The sequence below is a fragment of the Paenibacillus sp. NMA1017 genome, from assembly GCF_058895805.1.
In genome coordinates, this window is the sequence record NZ_JBZXYR010000008.1 from 63,563 (window position 1) to 82,929 (window position 19,367).

Consider the following 19,367-nt stretch of genomic DNA (forward strand, 5'->3'; position numbering starts at 1 on the left):
CTCCTTCGCAAACTACAATCTCGGGTCAATCGGCTCCGATTCCAGAGATAGCGCGGCAAGGACGCATTCATGAATACGATCTACCGTATCCTTACGGACAAAACGTTCCACGCCTTCCATACCAAGCGCTCCTTCCATCAGGGCATGACGCTCCTTTTTGTTCGTTCGACGCTGCTTCAGACGCTTTAAATTCTCAGGGGCAAGATAATCCATACCGTAAATGATATGCAAATACTTGCGGCCTCTCACCTTGATTGCAGGCTGAATCATCTTGTCCCGATTTTTCATCAAAAAGCGTTCCGGCTTGATCACAATCCCCTCATGACCATCCTCTGTCATCTCGTTCCACCAGCGAATAACCGCTTCCTCGCTTGCTTCGTCCGTGATGACGCGATACTCTGTCTCCATAAACAGGGAAGACAGCCCAGCCAGTTCTCTATTTTGCTCCATATGCCAAATATGAGAATGGTCGAAAAAAGTCTTTCCGCTGTGTGCCAGCGTATGAAACGGTGCGATACGAATTTCATCCAGACCGTCCACATCCCAGCAATATTTTTGAAAAGCCTCTTGAAACGTTACGGCATTCGCATACTTCTGTTCCATTTCCTCCAACCAGTCTCCAACTTCTCGACCTGCAACCTTCGCCTGCTCCAGCTTGTCTACCAGCTTACTGCGATCCAGCAGAGCTGCTTCCCCCACATGCGCATACTGTGCAGCAATCAGTTCCCGAGCCTTGAGATTCCACGGCACAATTTCCGCATCCAGCAACACAAAATCCGTCTGGTTCCGTTCAAAATATCCAGCAGTCCGTAGATCCACATTCAGCTTCTCTAGCACTTGCTTTCCAAGGCCTGGTTCAAAGAAAGGGCGCCCGCTTCGGCTGTAGATCGTGCCCAATGTCGGGTATCCTACATACTCGACAGCAGCCTGTTCGTTCTTGAATAATAGCAAAATAGCCCGGCTACCCATATGTTTTTTCTCGGCCACCATCGTTTGTACGCCTTGCCCGCGATAATAAGCCAGCGCCTCACGTGGATGCTCCAGATATCCTTCCTCTGCAGACACCGCTGGAGCAGGACTCATCGTCGGTGGGATATACACCAGCTCCTCCATGGGTACAGTTACATGTGACACGGTATCTATAGCGGATTTGATCCATTCTCCTTGTACGCGTACTTCGCCATACGATTCCGTCAGCACACTGTAACCAGCGATTAGCTTGCGTAAATTCGGCGGGGAAAACCGTTTTCTCTGCCACCGGACAAGTGGGCTATCGGGATCATTCGCATAATTCTCATGTGCCGGAACGCTGACAAATTCCTTTTCTGGATAACGATAAGCGGTCAGCATACCACCAAATACCACACCCTGATCAATATTCACCGTCTGGTTCACAAGGGTAGGCTGCGGTCTCGGATCATGTCCCCACACTACTATTTCTCCCGATTCGTGGTCTACGAACCAATCCTTGCGGATCGGTTTTCCGCTCGCATCCTGCCCCTCCGTACCTCCATAGCGGCAATAATCAGAAATACGTGCCGACTGTTTGCCGATAAAATGATCCTTAATCCCGGCATGAGCCACGACCACGTGTCGCAATCCATTTTGGCCAAAAATAAGATGAGAGGGTGCATGTAGCAAAAAATCCCTCAACTCGCTTCTAAGCTGTTCCGCCGCTGCCTTACCCGCTTTTCGTTCATATTGGGCCAGTTCCTCTGCAAATCGTTCATCCCCATGACTGAGAGTCACCTTTCTCCCATCGAGGTAACGGCCGATTTTCCAGCCATGATTGCTGTCAATCATATACGCTAGTCCGGCATCCACGTGCTTTTTCCAGAACTGCATCGCTTGTAACGATTCAGGGCCACGGCTCATTACATCCCCGACAGATACCAGCTTTCTTCCATCAGGATGACGGTATAACCCTTCCGCATCTTCGGTATATCCAAGCTGGTCGATTACTTCCATCATCTCGCGGTAGCATCCGTGTATATCGCCAATGATATCAATTCCTGAGCCAATCTCATGAAACAGTGGCTGCACACGGCGAACAAAATTCATTTCTTCTACATCCTTAAGGACATAGCAAGCGTTAAAGCCTTCCTCACGGATACCGCGCAGGTTCCGCTTTAACAGCTGTGCCTGCTGTTTGACCCGTTGGCGTCCACGGGGATGCTCCCTGCCTAAATCACGTTCCAGCAGCACAGCTTCGGGTACATCCAGCACCAAGGCCATAACAGGAACGTGCGCCTTGGCTGCCAGCTGTACATATTTTTGGCGGTCCTCAGCATACAAATGGGTGGCATCCACAACCGTCAGTTTATTCAAGCGACAGCGCATAGCCAGAATCGTATCCATCGCCTCAAACGCCTTGGCTGACATTTGCTGATACTCATAGAACAGTACATCCGATTCCAGCCTTGGAAGTCCACTCCAGTCTATAAATTCCGTATCTCCGACCAGCTTGCGAAAATGATCCGAGGATACCACTTCTGTCTCCAGTAGAATACCTTCGCTCACCAGCCTGTCCAATAATGTGGTTTTGCCACTGTTGGAGGCCCCCACCAACACAACCAGTCCAGCATGCGGTAAATGAATCGTACGTTTGGATGAATTGCTCATGCTTCCTTCTGCTCCTTTCTGCGCGTAAATATAGCCATTTGGGTCGGTTGTCCAAAGCCTTCGACCTCTTCTCCGATCCCCTTCAGCGCTACCGAATAAGGAGCTTCCACAATCCACTGCTCACATCGTTCCTGAAACTCGCTTCTACTCCACTCAAAACGGTGATCGCCATGCCGCATCTCTTGCTGATTCATACGATACACTTCATTATATTCACGATTGGGAGTCGTCACGATCAGCACGCCCGGCTGATACTCCGTCACAATCGTCTTCATCACCCGGTTCAGACGATGCTCATCCACATGCTCAATGACCTCACATAGAATCATCACATCTTTGCCCCGCAATTGTTCATCATAATAAAAGAGAGAGCCCATCATGGGTGTAGGACTGATCGCGTCGGCATGCCTTTCCAGCTTGGCAAAACGCTCCATGGCTCTCACTTGTGCATACGCAGACGGCTCGACAGCCCAAATCTCTTCAATGCCCGTCACTCGGGCCAGCCGAGCCGAAAGCTTCCCTTCTCCTGAACCAAAATCTACGATTTTCTGTCTGCGAGGCAGCTTGCGAATCACGTCCATAATAGCTTGATATCGCAGTTCATTCAGCCGTACTGCTGGCTGTTGCTTCCCTTCCTCCCGTAGCTGTTCTTGCTGTTGAATCTGTTCGTGCTTATCCTTTTGAGCTTGAACAGTATCCTTTTCAATATGTTTTTCAGTACCTGTTGTTTCAGCAGAAGCAGAATCAGATTGCTCAAATTGCTCAATCAGATTGGTAAAACGCAGCGTGCGTCGAATGATGAGCTCACGCAGCGGATGCTCTTGCAGCCAACCTTCACCATAGCGTCTCAGCTTGTCAAACTCTTCTTCACTAATATAGTAATGCTTATAATTATCCAGCACCGGAATCAACAGCAATAACTGACGTAGCGCATACTGCACCGTCTGATGACCGCTTAACGTGATATATCTGACGGTGCTTCGATTTTTCAGCTGAAAAGAATAATCCGCTTCCCCTCGTTCTATGGCCACCTGATAGCCCAGCGGCACAAATAGTCCCTCCACCACAGCATCCGGCAAATCCGAAGCAACAGGCCCAAACGATAACTCCAGCGCAAAAGGGTGCTTCACCCATCCTGCATAGTCTTCCTTGGGTTTACCGTTCAGGGCTGTGCCAAGCGAGCCACGAATATAGGTGCAAAATAAGCTGCTGGTTACAAACTCCCGGTCATTAATATATTGTGTAATGTCATAGCTGTCTGGACTGTTTTTGACCAAATCAATCGAATCTGGCGAAGCCTGAATGACGATCTCGGCCTCTTCCTCGGTAAAAACGGTGTACACCATGCGTACACGTGCGCCTTTTTCTGTGCGATCATACGTATTGTAAGGGTTCTTAGCAAGCAAATGCGAAATCATCCCTGCATGGGTTCCGGTTGCTTTTAGCGTGATGTGCATACTCCACTTCTCCTTCCCAGCTTATGCTTTCCATACTTCATTCACCGCAGCGCGGAACAAATCATCTAACTGCTGATCACGTCCACTCTCCATATGCTGAAGCAAGGGCGCTTTTTGTTCAAAATAAGCAATTTGTTGCTGGATAAAATCATTCACCACCGAAAGCCGTCGCTCCATATCCAGTTCCTCGCCCGCTTTTTTACGTTGCAACAAATGTTCGATCACCTGATAAAGTTCGGTATCGGCCGGAATTAATTCCTCTAGCAAGTCTACGAATTCCATCGGAGGCATGCTGTTGTAACGTTCAATCCAGCTACAGGCCAGCAACGGGCGCAGCACGTAAAAATACTTTTTAATCTTCACCTGTTCTCCCTGCAAATAATCCCGATAATTTCCCCGCGCCATATTCAGATAATGGTACATACAGGACTTCGGAGAGAAGGTTAACGGCGAGATCGCACGAATCTGATCAGCCACTGAATACTGCTCCAGATAGGGAATCGGAGATTGTAGCCATTCCAGCAAAGGCGGATTGGATTTGCGAAACAAATGGAGAGCCTTTTTCAAATCCCAGCCGTTCATATCCAACAAATCGCTGATTGGCCGCTCAATCACATCCCGCTTATCAAAAATAGATAAATACCATTCTATGGGTCTTACATAGATAAATCGTACATCATAGTCACTGTCCTGTGAAGGAAACCCCCACGCCCGACTACCTGATTCACAGGCGTATACAATGCGCACCTGCTCCGCTTGCTCCAACGCGCGCAGCTCACGCAAAATCGTCTCACGCATTTCCGGTTGAATGAAACCCTGCCCATGCTTCACATCTGTCATGTTGTTCCCTCCCTTATCATTAAAGTATTTCCCGAATCTGTTCTCTAATCGACTCCTCCGTTTCAGCTACCGATAAGCGGCAAAGGCGCTCCATCGTCTCCTCTCCCCACATCTCAGAAGGCCATACCTTGAGCACATGAAGCGCTGCACGGCGATTGGAGGTCATCGGACTCCAAAGTCCGGCAGCAACAAGCTCTTGTCCCATTCCGTCGTAAGAAGACAATAGTTGCAACAGCATACCCAGACATTGATGCGCTTCATACTCCGGTCCAAAGCCCGGCACATCAGCAGGACCGGAAGTAATCTCTCCCAGAGGCAAGTGCTTTTCTGCAAAAGTCACCAGCTTACGAGCCCGCTGTTCATCCTCTGTCTTGATGAGTTCAAAGTACAGATTAGGCTTGACTGGGTATTTGCTTAATTGATCAAATAGCACAGGCCATACATCTAGCGCTAACATTCGAGCTGCGCGAATGGCACAGTGAAGATGCGGTGAATCTGCATGCTGCATCTCCTGCTCTACCAGCTTTACCCACTGCGGATCGTCCATCATCTGCTGGCAAATCGATGCGTAACGTTTACGCAATTCCGGCGTCCATTCATGCTCATAACGTGCCTCCCATGAATCGTCCTCTTCATCCAGAAAGTCTGCTATATCCATAATGATCGTAAAATGCTGCACAGTCGTACACATAGCCTTGGCATGACGAAGGTAGTTGCCTATGACCATAGCGGCATGCTCATAATCGTCTATACTTTCCGCAGGTCCACCTGCGGCCAGCAAGGCCGACAGAATATCGCCTGCTCCGTCAAATAACTCCTGATCAATGTGCGGTACAGCCATGGCTGTATGTAGCTCGCCTTTATGAGCGCACTCATAAGCAAGATATTCATACATAACATTATTGCGGAATCCTTCCCGCAGTAGCCAATCACGTATTTCCTGACGCGCAGACTCCAGCCGTTCTACTACGTGAATACGTCCCCAACCATGTACCTGAGAGGCTAACCTATACAACTGCTCATTGGCTTGCTCCGAAATATTACGGATGGCCACAGCCGCATATAGCGTGAATTCATCATGTTTGGCTAGCGTTAAAATAAGCTCGTGGTGCTGCTCTGTCTCTAGCAATCCAAGCAGCGCAATACCGATCTTCACCACATTGCGGTGTGCTCCATGTTCAGCCAGCCAACGCGCTTCCTCATACAATCGATCCGGCTGAATTGCTGGATGCTCGCGCACCGCATCTAGCAGCGGATCAATCAGGCTGAGCGCATTTTCCTCCATCAAACGTACATACGTCTCACGTCTCGTCTTCATCCCTGGCTTGCGGCATTGTCTGGACAATAACTGCGCCAGCTCCTTAATTTTGTCAGTCTCTCCATCTCCGCCAGCGCCATGATGCCCAAACGCTCCATCCAACCCTCCTGCCACCCAACGCATTGTGTGACCTGCCCAATATTCTTCATCATCCGGTAAATGATCATCCGTAAGTCTGCCCTGAGTATCCATTCCCTGCATAATCGTTTCATAAATCGAAAGCTTACCTACCCATGGATATAACACTTCATTTTTGTGTCGTCCAAACATGTTGCATCACCCTTCTGTTATGTATTGCTTCTTATTTCATCGTGCTATCTTATATCCCTATGATGCTTTATTTTGGAAGTCGTGAACATGGTGAAAGTATTACAAAGAAGAATAAATTCCCTTTTTCCTGTTTCCCTTACCTGTTAGAATAAAGGGATACTTGCTTTCGGAGAACGGCAACAGAAACGGGGAATGCATCATGGCGAGAGAGAGTTTTGATAAAGAAATTCAATTCCTGCGCATGCTCACACTGACCAGCGGCGCTTATAATCGGCAGCAATTTGCAGACAGACTGGGCATTTCGGTGCACACCTTTGATAAAACAATCCGGCGTCTCAAGGAAATTGTCCAATCCGTACAACAGCAGTTGCCTGCGGAACAGGGACTAGATTTTAATGAGATGCTCCGCTTTAATTATTACGAATCCGCTGATCCCTTGCTGCTATTCCTGTTTAGGGCCAAATCGCTCAAGGAATCAGAAAGCGTCCGCTTATCCCTTCTGCTGACAGCGCTACAGTCACAACCTCTGACCACTATGGAATTGCTGGATGCTTGCTGCAACGGACTGCCTTCCGACAGTTCGCTACCGGATGAGAAGACGATCCGTTCCGACCTGAAATATCTGGTCGAAGTCGGCGTAGTTCGCAAGGAACCCGGCGGCAGACCTTACCGCTATGCTGTCCGCAACGATCTGGTGACAGGACTGACGGACGGGGAATTGCTGGACTTATATGATTTTGTAGACATTATGGCCAACACCCAGCTTCCCTCTGTTCAGGGATATCTGTTGCGAGATCATCTAAAAAAAGCCATGCGCCGTCAAGCCGGAGATCGGGATATGGCCGAACCTTTTTTATATAAATACCACTATTATTCACGCATTCTGGACGAAGCCCATATTCATCCGCTTCTACACGCCATTCGGCAACGTCGCTGTGTAACTTTTTTATATTTTTCGACATCCAAACGAAGCATGTACGGGTCACAGAACACAAACCCGCTGTTTGAAAAAGAGACCGAAGGCCGTGAACATACCATTTTACCCCTGCAAGTCATCTATGATCATCAATATGGGCGTTGGTATGTTCTTGGTCATGTAGGCGGTAAAGGAATCATGAAATTTCGTATGGAGGGCATGACTCAATTGGTGGAGGGCAAGCCTGTGCCAGAGCAGTTTCATGCCGACCTGCTAGCGGTGTTGGAAGAAAAAATGCGGTACAGCTGGCTTGTTGATACCGGTCGTCCTGTGAAGGTACGGGTACGTTTTTTCAATCCCGAGGGCGCGAAGCGCAACTTTATTCGGGAACGTGTGCTGTCACAGGGACAATGGGGTACGATCGCGGAGGAAGAAAGTGAATCCTTTATCTATGAAATCACAGTGAATGGAATCACTGAGATTAAACCGTGGATTCGCAGCTTTGGATCAAGCTGTGAGGTATTGGAGCCTCAGCGACTGCGCAAGGAATTCAGACAGGAATGGAAGGAGCTGCAAGCCTATTATGAGCCTGTTCGAGAAAATATTTAACTACCAGATCGTCTCTCGGCTGGATGAATCGGGCGCTTTTGCTACCACATCGCAGGAAAGAGTCTGGCTCCAATCTATGCTGGCAGACTCGGCAGCAATAGAGGCTTTCACCCCGTCTACGCTTGATAAGCTTCGGCAGATGCTCGCAGACGACGAGCCGCTGCAGGCCGATGGAAGTTTGCGGGAAAAAGCAGGTATCCCTGCTGTCTCGGTATATCATCCACTCCTGCGTGAATTGCGTCCCATTCTGCGATCCCGTTCAGGCATCTGTATGACCTACAAACTGCGCAACGGGCGCATGCATGAGCGAATGTCCGGTTTTCCATATAAGCTGGAGTTCTCCATGGTCAAAAAAGAATGGAGCCTGCTGTGGTATAACCGCAGACACCGCGCGCTCATGTCTACCAAGCTATCTAATATCGTGAACATCACGGAAGATGAGCTTCTACCCGAAGAGGCCGAAAAATTCACCCAACGTATACTCGGTATACTGGAGTCACGCAAAGAACAGGGCATCATCGAAATTATTCCTATATACAACGGGGAAATGTCACGTATTCTATATGCTTTTTCCTGCTTTGAAAAAGAGGTCGAATATGTTCAGGAAGCAGATACCTATCGTATCACGCTCACTTTCCAGGCAGACGAATGTGAATATGTGCTATCCAAAATCCGTTTCCTTGGCAAACGTGTCAAGGTCGTCCAAGGCTCCCGGCTGATCTCACGAATGAAGGAAACAACGGCCAAGGCCCTTGCACGCTACGAAGAGGAATAGCTACTGAGGCAATATGAGATGCATCCATGTAAATAGGCCCTCCCTCCGTCTGTTAATGAGACGAAGGGAGGGCCTATTAAACGAGTTACGGCAAGGCTTGTCCGCGCGCACTGACATACAATTCATACCATTCCTCACGGGTCATTAGCTCGCTCTGGCGTTCCGCATCCTGACATGCCTTGATTCGTTCGGGATTGGCGCTGCCAATGACAGGCTGAATCCGTGCCGGATGTTTCATAAGCCAGCCAAGGACGATCGCTTCACGTGTCGTTTCCTTTTCAGAAGCCAGCTTCTGCACCAGGTCTGCCGTCTTAACGACATGCTCAGGCTGCCCTTCCAAAAGACCTCCGCTAAAACGTCCCTGCGCCAGCGGTCCCCAGGCTTGGAGCTGAATATCCTCGGTTTGGCAATATTCCAGCAACCCTTCGCCAAAATGTACATTCGTCCCCGCCTGCTGGTTCACATGTACGGTCTGATCTACAAAATGCAGATGCGCCAGGCTCATCTCCAGTTGATTAGCGATCAGCGGCTCCGTTAGGCTACGCTCCAGAAAACGAATTTGGCTTACATTCATATTGGAAACGCCAAAATGCCGTACTTTGCCAGATGCCTTCAGCTCACTGAATGCCTTCGCTACTTCTTCCGGTTCTAACAGTGGATCGGGGCGATGCAGCAACAGAATGTCCAAATATTCGGTACCCAAGCGCTTCAGGATTCCATCCACGGACTCCATAATATGAGCATATGAGAAATCAAAACGACCCGGGAGCGTACCATCCGGCAGAAAAATGCCGCATTTGGACTGAATAACGATTTGTTCACGCAAGCCGGGCTGTCCCTTTAAAACCCGACCGAAAATCTCTTCCGCTTTCCCCATACGATAGATATCCGCATGATCGAACATCGTAATTCCGATGGAACGTGCCGCTTCTACCGCTTTTTCTGCTTCAACGACATGCTCCTGCGTAAACGGTGCATGGCTCCATTCTCCACCAAAAGGCATACAACCGAGCGCCAGCCGACTATCTGAGATTCCACGTTTCTGTAAAGGCATAATCTTCATACTCCTCCTCCTTCAACCCTCAAAATATTCCCTGCTTCATCCACATCTTTTTATCCGAATATCCCCATGCTCAGATATCGCTCTCCGGTATCCGGGGCAATGCAAAGTACCCGTTTGCCTGCTCCCAAACGCCGAGCTTCCTGAATCGCCGTCCATATCGTAGCTCCGCTAGAGGGGCCAACCAGAATCCCTTCCTGGGCAGCAATCGCCCGTGTCATTGCAATCGCATCCTCATCGGAAACCTGCACGATTTCGTCATAAACCTCCGTATTCAGTACGGCGGGAACAAAGCCTGGACTGGTGCCAACCAGCTTATGTGGACCGGGTTTTCCTCCAGATAGCACTGGCGAACCCTTCGGCTCAACTACAACAATCCGCAGATCCGGCAAATGCTGACGCAGCACTTCACCTGTTCCCGTAATGGTACCGCCCGTTCCCGAAGAAGCGACAAACACATCCAGCTTCCCTTCCGTCTGTTCCAAAATTTCAAGTGCCGTCGTCGTACGGTGGATATCGGGATTTGCCTCATTTTCAAATTGATGCGGGATAAAGCTCCCTTCAATTTCAGCCCCCAGTTCGAGTGCCTTGCGAATTGCTCCTGACATCCGTTCTTCCGCTGGTGTCAGTACGACCTCAGCCCCGTAGGCTTTCAAAATATTGATCCGTTCCTTCGTCATATTCGAAGGCATCACCAAAATTGCACGGTAACCTCGGGCTGCCGCATTCATCGCAAGGCCAATTCCCGTGTTGCCACTCGTCGGCTCAATAATGGTGCCTCCCGGCTTTAGATGTCCTGCCTTTTCCGCCTCGGCAATCAGGTTGCCCGCCGCCCGATCTTTAACACTGCCGCTTGGATTAAAATACTCCAGCTTCACATACACTTCCGCATCCTGCGGTCCTGTGAGCCTTTGGAGCCGTACACAAGGTGTATCTCCTATTAACTCTGTAATACTATGTACCACTTTAGGTGCCATCGTTATGTCCTCCTTGGATTGTTCCTTACAGCGTCATTTACGATCTTAATATCATACTACCAAAATAACATACTTTCCTCCTTCTCGCTTTTGTAAATTACATAAAACTTATCAACTTAGTATGTAAAATTCTTGCAAAATGGGTCGCCAGATATCGTCTGTAGTGATATACTCGCATTACTATTTTTTCAGGAGGATACAAGACACTTATGAGTACTCTAGAAAATATGACAGCAAATCGCTTTCCCCCCTCCTTGCTATGGTTGACCCTTGGTGCCTTCGCCATCGGCATGACCGAATTCGTCATTATGGGACTTCTGCCCAATGTAGCCCATGATCTTCATGTTACGATTCCGCAAGCCGGGCAGTTAATCACCAGTTACGCGCTTGGTGTGGCCATTGGCGCACCTGTGCTTACTGTATTAACCCATAAGGTTCCGCAGAAAAAGCTGCTATGCCTACTAATGACCATATTCATTTTAGGCAATCTTTTTTCCGTCATTGCTCCCAATTACGAACTTCTGATTGCCGCCCGTATGGCTACTGCATTATCGCACGGAACCTTTTTGGGAGCCGGTTCCCTGATCGCTGCCCGACTGGTTCGTCCTGACAAACGTGCGGGTGCTATTTCTATGGTGCTGACCGGTTTGACCGTGGCGAACATTATTGGCGTGCCCTTTGGTACCTTTATCGGACAACAGCTCGGCTGGCGTGCTTCCTTTGGAGCCATTGTGGTCATCGGCTTGATTTCTCTCTTGGGTATCATTCGTTATATTCCGGTGATTCATCAGGACAAGCCTTCCAGCCTCAAACAAGAAGTCAAAAGCCTGTTTAATCCAAAAGTGCTGCTGATGCTGCTCACAGGTGCAGTCGGTTGTGGTAGCCTGTTCACTGTCTTTACGTACATTACGCCTTTGCTTACGGACACTAGTGGCTTTGCTGAGCATAGCATTACTTGGATTCTCGTCCTGTTTGGCCTAGGGGTAACGATCGGCAACATCGTTGGCGGCAAGCTCGCAGATTGGAAACTGCTGCCATCCCTGATCGCAAACTATGCTGTGCTGGCTATTATTTTGGCCATTCTGACATTGACGCTTCAAAGCAAGGTATTGGCCGTCATCACAGTCTTTATCTGGGGCATTGCTGCGTTCGGCATCATGCCGGGTATTCAGGTTCGCATCATGAATCTGGCCTATGAGGCTCCTTTGCTTGCCTCTACCTCCAGCCATTCCGCATTGAATCTGGGCAACGCAGGCGGCGCTTTTATCGGGGGAGTTGTTATTAATCAAATGGGGCTAGCCGCTATTCCATGGGTTGCATCGCTCATTACTGTCGGCGGTCTGCTACTCATGATAGTTGGCTACATTGTGGATCGTAAGACGGCTCATACTGAAGCGATAGCTGAGATACAATCATAGAATCGTTTAGCAAGTTGGACGTAAACGAATGGTTCATTTTTCATAGATTGAGAGACATTGTCCACTCTCTTCTTCCAAATCCCTCATAGTATGACATTGTAATACCAATTTATGAGGAAAGAAGTGTGAATGATGAGCCTTTTTTTTACAAACAACACGAGTAACACGATCTATGCTGCCTATGCTTATCCTGATTCCGACTGTCATCCCATGAATTATTCTAAAATGGGCTGGTATCGGATAGAACCTGGTGATACGAGAGAAGTATGGAGCGGTTCTGTAGGGGGAACCACATTCTATTATTATGCTGAGGATCACTCCGGAAATACATGGCGTGATTCGTATCGCACACGGCTTCCGAGAAATACTAGCCGTGATTTTCATTGGTGCTGGAACTTTAGCAGCGGATCATCCAGACGAGTGAGGATGCGCAGACTTCCCATTGATTCATCTGTAGATAATTACACTGTCGATTTCAGCAGAACCAACCAAAGCCAACTGTCAACAAAGACTAGTCGTAGAGCGTTACCTTCCAAATCGAAGGACTCCGGCATTAACAGAATTCCGAGAAGACCGGTTCGCTTTAAAAAAGGAACTCCAGTTCCAGTAAAGTCCAAACGATAAGTCAAAGAACCGTAACCCGCAAGATGGACATTTTGAAAAAAAAGTGACCCCCTTGCGGGTTATTTTTATTTTCACTCTGGATACTCAGACGCGAGTTGCAACCACAGTATTTTGCCTCGCCGCTCAGCTTAACCAATGATCAAAAAAGTCCCGATAACCCTGCTTCATCACCTGACTTGAAAACTGTTCCATGGCGTATGCCTGATTTTCTGTAGAAACCCGGCGCGGTGAAGCGGCAGCCATATTGACCAGCTCAAACCAGTTTTTCTCATTCCCTGAAAAAGAATGCGTAGAGCTGATATGTCCATAGCAAGGATGCTCTGGCTTCACGACGATTTTACCCATAGCAAGCGCTTCGGTCAGCGGCATCGCAAACGTATCAAATTTGGAGCAGCTCCAATACACCTTCGCCGTGTTCATCAGTGCAAATACCTCATCTTGCGTCAACGCAAATTGGAGTTTAACATTGTCCGGGATATCGTACTTCTTCATACTTTCCTTGTAGCGTTCACCGCCAAATACCATATAGACATCCTTGTCAGGATTATGCCTCGCATACTCCAGCACCAAATCCGGACGTCGATTCTCTTCATCTCTACCAATCCACATCACCCGGTTCTCTACCACTTGCGAGGGGTCAAAATGCTTTTCCACCAGCCGCTCATTAAATCCGATCGGGATGACCGTTACATCGGTTACGCCAAACTTCGAAGCCATCTCCTGCTTGAGAAAGGCAGTCTGTACGATAGCCTTGTCCACGATCTGATAAAAAGGCTTCATCATCTCATAGCCTGTAAGTGCCGGATCAGGAAAACTATGCGGAAAAAGCACGCTGTTTTTAAAAAACATATTCAAATAGGTAAAGCCAGATACCGTATAAATAACGTGCTCAATCTGCTGCTCATGGAGTTGGTCCAGTACGACGTCATAGTTGACCAGGTCGCCCTTTTCGTGCTCATAGCCCGGAAGCCAGTCATGGCTGCTCACATGGCGCTCCGGTGATACAAATACGATGTCTACCCCCAATTCCGACCCGATCTGCTTCAACCGTTCTGCAAAAATACGAGGACCCTGTGCTTCAGAAAATTGTATTTTTCTCATGACCAAACCGACTTTTTTCATGGATTTATTTTCCCACCTTTTTTTGCTAACTAAATACAGTCTATGTCTAAAGCTACTATCTACATTGTTGGGCTTGTCCCCAATCCATCATCGCAGCACATTGGTTCAAACAGGCTAACGTTTCATCCAACTGGGACTCTAATTGCTCTTTTGACCATTTGTCACCGTTTCTATGCAGGTTCGTTCCAATCCTTTGTAAATCACTTGTGATTAACAACAGCATCCAGAGCGAAAATACTACCGCAAACATGCCATATTCCAGCATAAATGCCGTTCGAACCACTCTTATCCCCAACAGCTCCAGCTGCTCCACGTATGTGTCCAGTATACGAATACGCAATTCGGACGTCATGCGTCGGGGAAACAACGGATGGGACATGTCGATCAGGTGATATACATCCCACAGTGGTGTGTTCAGATGAGCATGCTCCCAATCCAGTACCATAAGCCGTTCCCCGCTCAGCGCATAGTTCCCCGGATGAAGATCACCATGAGACAGTACAAGCTGCTGTGAAAAAGATACATGCTCCAGCTGTACATATATACGCTGCATCTGTTGCTTAGATAATCCCAGTGAGCTGCAAAGCTGTAACACATCCGGCTTGCGCGTGTATAGCTCGGACACCATTTCCTGAATGAGTGGCTTTGGTCCCCGCAGCGGCATCCCAGCAAAACGATCCGTCGGCAAAGCATGCCACCATGCTACAAGTCCAACAGCTCGCAATAAAGTTTCGTCTGCGTGTAGATGATGTAACGGACCAAGGTCCTCAAAAACCATCCATTCTCCTCCGCCATCCGCGTCTGCATCAGACCAGGCTAGCAATCGGGGATAGATCGGGGATAGCGCAGGAAGCACATGCTCATACACCCATCTCTCCCGCCCCTCCTGATCATCGTTGGTTAGCGGTTTGAATATATAACTTTCAGAGGAAGACACGTAAAAACGTTCCACATGCCGACCATTCGTACCTGTATATAAAATTTCACGATTCCGCACCAGCGTATCATTCAAAGTGCCGTCAACATTCACATATTGATGAAAAGGATTCATAGCTACCCAACTTTTTGTATAAAATGTAATAGCACGATCATATCACAGTCCTCGTTCCGAACGAAGCCTAGATCATCTTTGGGTATCTCGACGTACCAAAAAAGGGGCTTGTCCAATCAGATCCACACGACCTGTTGGACAGCCCCTTTTCATATCCGTACTCCTATCCTATTCTCCGATTAATATTTAGTATTGCCTGACTCGCTCGTATTACCGGATTTAAAGCCTTTGAAAAATTGCGGCACATTGTGATAACGAGTGTTCGTGATTTTAGCCTTGCTGTTAGGACCATCTGTTCTCAGGATCGCTTCCTTTACGTTGGAAATATCCGAGTTATCCACAGTCATATTCGTATTAAATTTTGAGCCGCCCAGTTGGCGAACCAGCTTACCGATATCATCGGCTCTAAAGTTTTTAATGTTAATCGTGCCTTCGGCATTTAATTGGAATACTTTGTCACTTGCATGGAATGCTCCACCGCCCGTAATGTTTACCGTACCTTTTTCTTTAAGCGTCAATGCATCTTCACCTACATCCTCCCACGTTACGTTGGAGATTGTGCCGTTGCCATATACGTGCACACCATCCGCAGCAGGTGCAGCGATAATCACATTTTTCAGAGTTGCATTATTCTCAAGCTTGAAAATAGGCTTTTGGTCCTCATCCTGGCTTCCGTCACCCAGGGTTTTTGGGTCAGCGACTACAGTCTTCCCCTTACCGTCGTATACTTGTCCAGCCTTAACAACGATGGTTTTACTAACGACTTCTGGAGCAGCATGAGCGGAATAATTGCCGACAAATAACGCGACCAACATTCCTGATAAAGCGATACTGATTCCCTTTTTCAATACTTTAGCTGTGTTTGTTTTCATTTCAATTCATCCCTCTCGTAGATATTTTTTTATTCTTGTCAATTCTTCGTTGACTAGAGCGCGTAGACCGTATCACCACCTTCGTACAATGAACCCATTGACCGATACACGTCTAAAAGGATTATTAAACTATTTACATATGTATACTTGGTTTTTGGTTCAAAGCAACTTTATCCCATAAATAATATAAAGCACAAATTGTAAATAGAGCGATTACATTTACAATTTGCATAACTCTATTATAATCACACTTCCAGTAATTTCAATATATTTTTCGGCAAAATATGTCCTTTTTTTCAATTAAGTACACAATATTGCCTCTTTTATACTTGTACAAGTTTATTTTTTGACAATTTACGCATCAAATTGCTGAATATCTAGTCTCGTATGCGTGCTCTATGTCACTACAATGGTAATCAGAACCTTATTTCGTTCTATACCTCATTTTTGATGTGGTCTATACTATTGAATGACACGTTTGATGAACGTATAATGTATTTAGTGCTTTGAAGCGTCACATCTCAACATTACTGGTGAGAAAAGAGTGGTTATCGTGCAAAACAATAGTGAGATCCCATTAAAAGAACAAAATATTGTGCTCATCGGCTTTATGGGAGTAGGCAAAACAACGATAGGTTCCCATCTAGCGCGCAAGCTGTATCGCGATTTCGTGGATATTGACCAGGAGATTGAACAAGAATACAACATGCCAACAACCGAGATTTTCAAGACTTATGGAGAGAAGCGTTTCCGTGAGATTGAAAAAGAGCATATTTTGAAGCTGTGCAGCAACACACGCCTTAAAATCATTTCCGTTGGCGGTGGTGCATTTTTACAGGAAGAGGTGAAGCAAGCTTGTTTGGCTTCATCGATTGTTTTCTTCTTGGATTTAAATTGGGATTCCTGGAAAGATCGGCTCAAGATGCTGATTGACACCCGTCCTAATCTACAAAACAAGACTTTAGGGGAAATTGAGGATCTCTTCCGTTCCAGACAGAACATTTACGCGGTGAATCACTCCAAGATCGATACGGATCAGTTGGATGCGGAAGAAGTCGCAGACTATATTATTCAAACGCTGAATCTAGGTTGGGAGTTGTATGAACCTACTCGGGGATTGAATTAAGAGTACACAAAAAGGAGGGCTCCAGCATGCTTACCGCATGGGGGCCTTCCTTTTTGGTTCACTGCGGATATATTACTGACTGGCGAGTAATGCCGTCCGTCTTTTAAGAATGGCTATGCAGCACCGTCAATATCTCTCTCAGTTCAGTGACAGGAATCTGCCCCGGTGCGGAAGCTTTCTTAGCGGCACCAAAGGTCAGAGCCGAACCAAACAATTCTCCGGTCAGACGGCTCACGACACCTTTTCCCGCCATCGACATCGTAATAATCGGCCGATCTGCATGCTCTTCTGCCATCGTACGCGTGGCATCCAGCAAAGTGAGTACATCAGCTGTATTGGTTGGCATCACTGCTATCTTAGGCAGATCGCCTCCCAATTCCTGCGCCTTACGTAACCGGGACACAATCTCCTCCTTGGACGGCGTCTTATGAAAGTCATGATTAGATATAATTACATACACGTTATGCTTATGTGCTGCTTCTACCAGTGTCTTCACATCAGCTTCCTCATTGAAAAGCTCTACATCAATAAGTTCGACTTGCCCTGTTTCGGCTACCATGCGGTTCAATTCCACATAACTCGCCGCACGAATTTCCTTTTCTCCGCCTTCCCGAGCGCTACGGAACGTAAATACGAGCGGAACATTTGCTAAAATAGACCGAATTTCATGTAAGGCAGCTTTAACCTTTGCCAAATCCTCCACATGTTCGAAAAAATCGACTCTCCACTCCACGATATCCAGGTCGAGCGTACGCAAATAGGTAGCTTCTTCCTTCAACTGCTCCAACGTTTCTCCCACCATGGGCACACAAATTTTTGGCGCTCCTTCGCCGATCAGAACATCTTTCACCTTTACGATTTTTGCCATCTCTATCTCACTCCCAAATTACAGTTTCAAGTCGAACATGTACAATAATTCATAGTATAACGCATTCTGAATAAGCATGCAGATGATTAGATCCAGTCTTCATTTATTTGGTTTCAAGTACGATTTTAGGCGACAATTTGCGACTTGCTGGAAAAACTAAACTGTACCGAAAATTAACAAATACCGCCAGTACGATCCCTAGCACATTCACAATAATAGCTAGCATAAAAACACTCGATATCTGAGAATGCTTCAACATAAAGCCTGTAAACACAGGAATGATCGTGTATGACAGCGAGGTTGCTGTATAAACAAACCCGGTAATCTGTCCTTTTCGTTGACTAAAAAATTCACTCATTACGGTTAATGTCAACTGAAGTACACCTGATATCGAAAACCCAATGATACTCGCACAAATAATGGCCGCAGCCCCTGACTTGAAAAGGAGAAGCGCTCCAAAAGCCAACAGGGAAATACATGGATAAATAAGAATAATGTGAACAGGTTTAACCCATTTTCTTAGCACAATTACCAATACAAACACGGAAACTAGTGAACCGACATTGTAATAAACTAATAATCTGAGAGACTCTGATTCGTTCATTCCGATAAACTGTTGTCCAAAAGTAGGCAACCATAATTGCACAATATAAAGCAAGGTAGGTCCCGTAAATCCGAGCAAGATAAGGCATACCCCTTCCTGCCAAAACCGCGGCTTACTCCGTTCATTTGCCTCCAATTTCACCGGTTGCTCAGCGCTTGATACAGAAGTATCACCAACTGGCTCCTTCTTGGGTGGCTGAACCCGCGTGTCTGGGAACTTCATTTTGAACAAGTAAATTGCATTTAAAGCAAATATAAGGGCTGGTAAAAAGAAAGAGAACCCGTAGAAAATATCGTGATTCATAAAAAAGATAATCATTAACGGTAAAAATGCCGCCCCGACGGATATAAAGCCTCTCACCAACACTGTAGCCGAACCAGAGGTTTGGGGGAAAGCTTCGATCAGCGCTGGATAAGTACCTGAATCAAGAAAAGAATTCGCTACACCTGCCAGCACTGCCAGTACGATCGCCATCCCAAAGCTGGGACTCAGTGGTATACCGACCAAAAATACAGCCATCAGTAACCCTGCTGCCACAATAAACGGCTTACGACCATAACGGTCGGAGAGCACCCCGGATATGTACAGGGTAAACAGCCTGCCAAATCCCATCGCAGAAACCAAGAGACTGATGCCCGCCTGATCTGTATGCAAATGCTCTGTTAAAAAGGACATGTGGGACGCCAGCATAATATTAAACATGCCGAACAAAAGATAGTTTACATAAAGCCCTGTCGCCACTGGAAAAGAAGAACGTTTCATCATGAATTCACCTGCTTTTGTAAGTAAGTCTTGTAGTATAAAAATGTGAATCATTTCACATTACCTGTGTCGATGA

General features: G+C 47.1%; 16 protein-coding genes. 5 read left to right on the top strand and 11 right to left on the bottom strand.

Going from position 1 to position 19,367, the window contains the following annotated elements:
• Positions 1-12: 12 nt before the first annotated feature.
• Genes AC5ELV_RS18685 through AC5ELV_RS18700 form a run of 4 tightly spaced genes read right to left on the bottom strand, consistent with a single transcriptional unit; the run spans position 13 to position 6,507 of the window.
• A complete protein-coding gene (locus tag AC5ELV_RS18685) occupies positions 13-2,622 on the bottom strand; it encodes a polynucleotide kinase-phosphatase (RefSeq protein WP_493431372.1) in 2,610 nt (869 codons plus the stop codon).
• Positions 2,619-4,079 (bottom strand): 3' terminal RNA ribose 2'-O-methyltransferase Hen1, encoded by a 1,461-nt coding sequence (locus AC5ELV_RS18690; protein ID WP_493431373.1) that lies wholly within the window; start codon positions 4,077-4,079, stop codon positions 2,619-2,621. Before AC5ELV_RS18690 ends, AC5ELV_RS18685 begins: the two co-directional genes overlap by 4 nt.
• A 21-nt stretch (positions 4,080-4,100) precedes the next feature.
• Complete coding sequence (locus AC5ELV_RS18695) at positions 4,101-4,919, bottom strand: nucleotidyltransferase domain-containing protein (RefSeq protein ID WP_493431374.1); 819 nt, start codon at positions 4,917-4,919, stop codon at positions 4,101-4,103.
• A gap of 19 nt (positions 4,920-4,938) precedes the next feature.
• Positions 4,939-6,507, bottom strand: a complete 1,569-nt coding sequence (locus AC5ELV_RS18700) for a limonene hydroxylase (protein ID WP_493431375.1) — start codon at positions 6,505-6,507, stop codon at positions 4,939-4,941.
• Positions 6,508-6,706: 199 nt separating this feature from the next.
• On the opposite strand from AC5ELV_RS18700, the gene AC5ELV_RS18705 reads away from it, so the two are divergent.
• The gene (locus AC5ELV_RS18705; RefSeq protein ID WP_493431376.1) at positions 6,707-8,032 is read left to right on the top strand and encodes a helix-turn-helix transcriptional regulator; all 1,326 of its coding nucleotides are present in this window, start codon (positions 6,707-6,709) and stop codon (positions 8,030-8,032) included.
• Positions 8,007-8,807, top strand: coding sequence for a WYL domain-containing protein (locus tag AC5ELV_RS18710; protein ID WP_493431377.1), 801 nt, complete (start codon positions 8,007-8,009; stop codon positions 8,805-8,807). The genes AC5ELV_RS18705 and AC5ELV_RS18710 overlap by 26 nt, the downstream gene beginning before the upstream one ends.
• Positions 8,808-8,892: 85 nt before the next feature.
• Here the strand turns inward: AC5ELV_RS18710 and AC5ELV_RS18715 are convergent, their stop codons facing one another.
• Positions 8,893-9,870: an aldo/keto reductase gene (locus tag AC5ELV_RS18715; RefSeq protein ID WP_493431378.1), complete on the bottom strand. Its 978-nt coding sequence runs from the start codon at positions 9,868-9,870 to the stop codon at positions 8,893-8,895.
• Between the two features lie 50 nt (positions 9,871-9,920).
• Positions 9,921-10,844: a cysteine synthase A gene (gene cysK, locus AC5ELV_RS18720; protein ID WP_493431379.1), complete on the bottom strand. Its 924-nt coding sequence runs from the start codon at positions 10,842-10,844 to the stop codon at positions 9,921-9,923.
• Positions 10,845-11,053: 209 nt separating this feature from the next.
• On the opposite strand from cysK, the gene AC5ELV_RS18725 reads away from it, so the two are divergent.
• Entirely contained in the window at positions 11,054-12,262 is a 1,209-nt protein-coding gene (locus AC5ELV_RS18725; protein WP_493431380.1) for an MFS transporter, read from the top strand.
• Positions 12,263-12,391: 129 nt separating this feature from the next.
• Positions 12,392-12,886 carry a DUF1036 domain-containing protein gene (locus AC5ELV_RS18730; RefSeq protein ID WP_493431381.1) on the top strand — a complete coding sequence of 165 codons (495 nt, stop codon included), beginning with the start codon at positions 12,392-12,394 and terminating at the stop codon, positions 12,884-12,886.
• 123 nt (positions 12,887-13,009) lie between these two features.
• Here AC5ELV_RS18730 and AC5ELV_RS18735 read toward each other — a convergent pair whose 3' ends face one another.
• The 3 genes from AC5ELV_RS18735 to AC5ELV_RS18745 all read right to left on the bottom strand — a co-directional run bounded on the left by AC5ELV_RS18735 (position 13,010) and on the right by AC5ELV_RS18745 (position 15,931).
• The gene (locus AC5ELV_RS18735) at positions 13,010-14,008 is read right to left on the bottom strand and encodes a glycosyltransferase (protein ID WP_493431382.1); all 999 of its coding nucleotides are present in this window, start codon (positions 14,006-14,008) and stop codon (positions 13,010-13,012) included.
• Between the two features lie 55 nt (positions 14,009-14,063).
• Positions 14,064-15,059 (bottom strand): aminoglycoside phosphotransferase family protein, encoded by a 996-nt coding sequence (locus AC5ELV_RS18740; protein WP_493431383.1) that lies wholly within the window; start codon positions 15,057-15,059, stop codon positions 14,064-14,066.
• A gap of 179 nt (positions 15,060-15,238) precedes the next feature.
• Positions 15,239-15,931, bottom strand: coding sequence for a pectate lyase (locus AC5ELV_RS18745; protein ID WP_322157500.1), 693 nt, complete (start codon positions 15,929-15,931; stop codon positions 15,239-15,241).
• Between the two features lie 553 nt (positions 15,932-16,484).
• On the opposite strand from AC5ELV_RS18745, the gene AC5ELV_RS18750 reads away from it, so the two are divergent.
• The gene (locus tag AC5ELV_RS18750; protein WP_493431384.1) at positions 16,485-17,057 is read left to right on the top strand and encodes a shikimate kinase; all 573 of its coding nucleotides are present in this window, start codon (positions 16,485-16,487) and stop codon (positions 17,055-17,057) included.
• Positions 17,058-17,160: 103 nt separating this feature from the next.
• Here the strand turns inward: AC5ELV_RS18750 and aroD are convergent, their stop codons facing one another.
• A complete protein-coding gene (aroD, locus tag AC5ELV_RS18755; RefSeq protein WP_493431385.1) occupies positions 17,161-17,925 on the bottom strand; it encodes a type I 3-dehydroquinate dehydratase in 765 nt (254 codons plus the stop codon).
• Positions 17,926-18,028: 103 nt separating this feature from the next.
• Positions 18,029-19,294, bottom strand: a complete 1,266-nt coding sequence (locus AC5ELV_RS18760) for an MFS transporter (RefSeq protein WP_493431386.1) — start codon at positions 19,292-19,294, stop codon at positions 18,029-18,031.
• Between the last annotated feature and the right edge of the window lie 73 nt (positions 19,295-19,367).

Excerpts from the sequence above, each read along its gene's own strand:
- AC5ELV_RS18685 (WP_493431372.1), bottom strand. The coding sequence starts at position 2,622 with ATGAGCAATTCATCCAAACGTACGATTCATTTACCGCATGCTGGACTG.
- AC5ELV_RS18690 (WP_493431373.1), bottom strand. The coding sequence starts at position 4,079 with ATGCACATCACGCTAAAAGCAACCGGAACCCATGCAGGGATGATTTCG.
- AC5ELV_RS18695 (WP_493431374.1), bottom strand. The coding sequence starts at position 4,919 with ATGACAGATGTGAAGCATGGGCAGGGTTTCATTCAACCGGAAATGCGT.
- AC5ELV_RS18700 (WP_493431375.1), bottom strand. The coding sequence starts at position 6,507 with ATGTTTGGACGACACAAAAATGAAGTGTTATATCCATGGGTAGGTAAG.
- AC5ELV_RS18705 (WP_493431376.1), top strand. The coding sequence starts at position 6,707 with ATGGCGAGAGAGAGTTTTGATAAAGAAATTCAATTCCTGCGCATGCTC.
- AC5ELV_RS18710 (WP_493431377.1), top strand. The coding sequence starts at position 8,007 with ATGAGCCTGTTCGAGAAAATATTTAACTACCAGATCGTCTCTCGGCTG.
- AC5ELV_RS18715 (WP_493431378.1), bottom strand. The coding sequence starts at position 9,870 with ATGAAGATTATGCCTTTACAGAAACGTGGAATCTCAGATAGTCGGCTG.
- cysK (WP_493431379.1), bottom strand. The coding sequence starts at position 10,844 with ATGGCACCTAAAGTGGTACATAGTATTACAGAGTTAATAGGAGATACA.
- AC5ELV_RS18725 (WP_493431380.1), top strand. The coding sequence starts at position 11,054 with ATGAGTACTCTAGAAAATATGACAGCAAATCGCTTTCCCCCCTCCTTG.
- AC5ELV_RS18730 (WP_493431381.1), top strand. The coding sequence starts at position 12,392 with ATGATGAGCCTTTTTTTTACAAACAACACGAGTAACACGATCTATGCT.
- AC5ELV_RS18735 (WP_493431382.1), bottom strand. The coding sequence starts at position 14,008 with ATGAAAAAAGTCGGTTTGGTCATGAGAAAAATACAATTTTCTGAAGCA.
- AC5ELV_RS18740 (WP_493431383.1), bottom strand. The coding sequence starts at position 15,059 with ATGAATCCTTTTCATCAATATGTGAATGTTGACGGCACTTTGAATGAT.
- AC5ELV_RS18745 (WP_322157500.1), bottom strand. The coding sequence starts at position 15,931 with ATGAAAACAAACACAGCTAAAGTATTGAAAAAGGGAATCAGTATCGCT.
- aroD (WP_493431385.1), bottom strand. The coding sequence starts at position 17,925 with ATGGCAAAAATCGTAAAGGTGAAAGATGTTCTGATCGGCGAAGGAGCG.
- AC5ELV_RS18760 (WP_493431386.1), bottom strand. The coding sequence starts at position 19,294 with ATGATGAAACGTTCTTCTTTTCCAGTGGCGACAGGGCTTTATGTAAAC.